The following is a 3542-nucleotide window of genomic DNA, read 5'->3' as shown; positions in this document are numbered from 1 at the left end:
GGGGTTCGGTTCCGGAGGGGGCGGACGCCGGGGCGAGCGCGACCGTGTCCGGCGGGAGCGCCGTCGTGCCTGCCGTGTCCGGCGGGAGCGCTGCCGCGTCCGACGCCGCCGCGGGCACGGGCGCCGTCGCCGCCGTGCCCGGCGCGGGTCCGGCCGGGGTGGGTGCGGGTTTCGTCGGGGTCGGTCGGGATTCCGAGGGGGCGGGCGTCGGCTCGGGCCGGGCCGCGGCGGGTGCGGCGGCTGTGCGCGGCACGAGCGCGGCCGCGTCCGCCGCGAGCCAGGTCGTGGTGCACGGCTCCGGTGCGGGCACGGTGGCCGGGGCTGCCGACGCAGGGGCGCGCCTCGGCACCGGCACGTTCCCCGGGGCGCACATGACCAGCGCGGGTTCCGAGGCGCACGCATCCGCCGCGAGCCCCCGGGCCCACGCATCCGGCGCGAGTCCCGAGGTGCGCGCAACCGGTGCCGGCGCGGTGCCCGGGGCCTTCGCGCTGGTGGCGACGACGCCCGAGGAGCGGGCCCTGCTCGGTGCCGGACTGGGGGACCTCCACGACATCGTCCCGGCCACACCGCTCCAGGAGGGCTTCTGCTTCCACGCCGCCGTGGACGAGGGCGGCGCCGACGGCTACACCGTGCAGGACGTCCTCGAACTCTCCGGCGACGTCGACGCCGAGGCGCTGCGGGCCGCCGCGTGCCGTCTGCTCGACCGGCACCCGCTGCTGCGCGCCTGCTTCCGCCGCGACCCGGCCGACCGCACCGTGCAGGTCGTCCCCGCGCGCGTCACCCTGCCCTGGAAAGCCCACGACCTGTCGGGGGCGGGGCGCGGAGAGCAGGCGGCGGGCGTCGAGGGGATCGCCGCCGCCGAGCGGGAGGCCGGCTTCGACCTCGGCACCCCGCCGCTGATCCGCGCCGCGCTCGTGCGGCTCTCGGCGGAGCGCTCGCTGCTGGTGCTCACCCTCCACCACGCCGTCGCCGACGGCTGGTCCCTCGGCCTGCTGCTGCGCGAACTCCTGGACGGCTACCGCCCGGGCGGTCCCGTGACGCCCGCCGTCCCCGACACCGCCTACCGCGCGCACGCCGGATGGCTCGCCGGGCGCGACCGCGAACAGGCGCGGCGGGCCTGGGCCGCGGCGCTGGCCGGGTACGACCCCGCCGCGGCCCGGCTCCCGGTGCGACCCGCCGCGGGAGCGGAGCGGGGGGCGTTCACCGTGTCCCTCGACGCCGCGGCCACCGCCGCCCTGACCCGGCGCCTGCGGTCGCTCGGGCTGACCCTGGCCACCGCCGTCCAGGGCGGTTTCGCGCTGCTCGTCTCGGACGTCACGGGCAGCCACGACACGGTGGTCGGCATCACGGTCTCCGGGCGGCAGGCGCCGGTGGACGGCCTCGTCACGCTCGTCGGGCTGGTCGCCAACACCGTCCCGGCACGCCTGACCTGGCGTCCGGAGCAGCCGCTCGCCGAGGTGCTGGCCCGCTTCCAGGAGCAGCAGGCCGACCTGCTGGACCATCAGCACCTGGGTCTCGCCGACATCCGGCGGGCCGCCGGCCGGGGCGAGCTGTTCGAGGCCTTCGCGGTGGTGGAGAACCAGCCCGCGGCCGGTGAGCCGGCCGACCCCCGGGGCCTGGTCCGCCTCACCGGGTCACACGTCCGTGACGCCGTCCACTACCCTCTCGCCCTCACCGTGGTGCCCGGCGCACGCCTGGCGTGCACGCTGGAGCACGACCCGGCCCGGCTCGACGCCCCGGCCGCCCGGCGCCTCGCCGCCCGGCTCCTGCTGCTGCTGGAACAGCTGACCGCCGACCCTGGCGTACCGGCCGGCCGGCTCGCCACGCGGAGCGCCGGCGAACGGCGCGACACCCTCGCCCTGCTCGCCGGTCCCGTCCGGCCGCCGGCCACCGGGACCGTGCACGAGGCGATCGCCGGACAGGCCGGCCGCACCCCCGGCGCCACCGCCGTCGTCGCCGACGGCGTACGGACCTCCTACGCCGAACTGGACGCGCGGGCCGAGGCCCTGGCCAGGGTGCTCGCCGCCCGCGGCGCCGGCCCCGGGACGGTCGTCGCCGTCGCCGTACCGCGCTCGGCCGCCTCCGTCGCCGCCCTGCTCGCCGTCCTCAGGACGGGAGCCGCCTTCCTCCCGCTCGACGACGGCCACCCCGCCGACCGGGTCCGGCGCATGCTCGCCGACTCCGGCGCCCGCACGGTCGTGACCACCGAGGACGCCCTCGCCCGACTGCCGCACGCCGACGGCGTCATCCCGGTGCTGCTCGGCCGCGACGACATCCCGCAGCCGGGCCCCGCTCCGGCACTGCCGGCCGTCGACCCCGACACGGCCGCCTACCTGATGTACACCTCCGGGTCCACCGGCCGTCCCAAGGGCGTGACCGTCACCCACCGGGCCCTCACCGCCCAGCTCACCTGGACCGCCGGCCACTTCGGCTTCGGGCCCGGCGACCGGACGCTGCACCAGTACGCGGCCGGCTTCGACCCCGCCCTCCAGGAGGTCTTCGTCCCGCTGCTCACCGGCGGCACCGTCGTCGTCGCCGAGCCGGGCGGACAGCGCGACCCCGCCTACCTCGCCGGGCTGATCCGCGCCGAACAGGTCACCACCGTGGACCTGGTGCCCTCGCTGTACGCGGCGCTCCTCGCCGAGGACGTGCCCGGCGGGCCCTGGTGGACGAGCCTGCGCCGGGCCTTCAGCGGGGGAGAGGCTCTGCCCGCGCCCCTCGCCCGCCGCTGGCACGAGCGCACCGGCGTGCCGCTCTTCAACGTCTACGGGCCCACCGAGGCGGTCATCCAGGTCACCTCCGCCCCGGCGGACCCCGCGAGCGGCGACCAGGGCACGGTCCCCGTCGGGCGGCCGGTGCACAACACCCGGCTCTACGTCCTCGACCGCCATCTGCGCCCGGTCGCCGCGGGCGAGACCGGGGAGCTCCACATCGCGGGAGCCCAGCTCGCCCAGGGCTACCACGGCCTCGCGGCCCTCACCGCGGAGCGTTTCGTCGCCGACCCGTTCGGCGGCCCGGGGGAGCGGATGTACCGCACCGGCGACCTCGTCCGGCACGACGAGCACGGCGTGCTCACCTACCTCGGCCGCACCGACCAGCAGATCAAGATCAGGGGGAACCGGGTGGAACCGGGCGAGATCGAGGCACGGCTGCGCGAGGAGGCGGCGGTCGCCGAGGCGGTGGTCGTGGCCCGCGACGACGACCGCGGCACACGGCAGCTGGTCGCCTACGTCGTCCCCGCCCCCGGAGCGGCGCCGGCCCCCGACGCCCTGCGGGAGTCGCTGAGTGCGACGCTGCCCGCGCCCATGGTGCCCGGCCATGTCGTGGTCCTGGACGCCCTGCCCGTCACCCCCGCCGGGAAGACCGACCTGGCCGCCCGGGCCCGGCCGGAGAGGGTCATGGCCATGATGCTGTCGCCGCCGAGCATGAAGAAGTCCATGTCCGGGTCGACCTCGTCGACGCCGAGGACGTCGGCGAACACCTCGCAGATCCGGCGCTCGCGGCCGCCGCGGGCGGACCGGGCGGCCCCCGCTCCGGGGCGG

At 78.0% G+C, this 3542-nt stretch carries 1 pseudogene; it reads left to right on the top strand.

Going from position 1 to position 3542, the window contains the following annotated elements:
- Window positions 1-371 precede the first annotated feature (371 nt).
- Window positions 372-3350: pseudogene (locus tag EAO77_RS36305) on the top strand (non-ribosomal peptide synthetase); the annotation flags it as partial.
- Between the last annotated feature and the right edge of the window lie 192 nt (window positions 3351-3542).

The organism is Streptomyces sp. T39, assembly GCF_008042045.1.
Taxonomy (GTDB): Bacteria; Actinomycetota; Actinomycetes; order Streptomycetales; family Streptomycetaceae; genus Streptomyces.
This window is presented reverse-complemented; position numbering and strand designations above follow the sequence as displayed.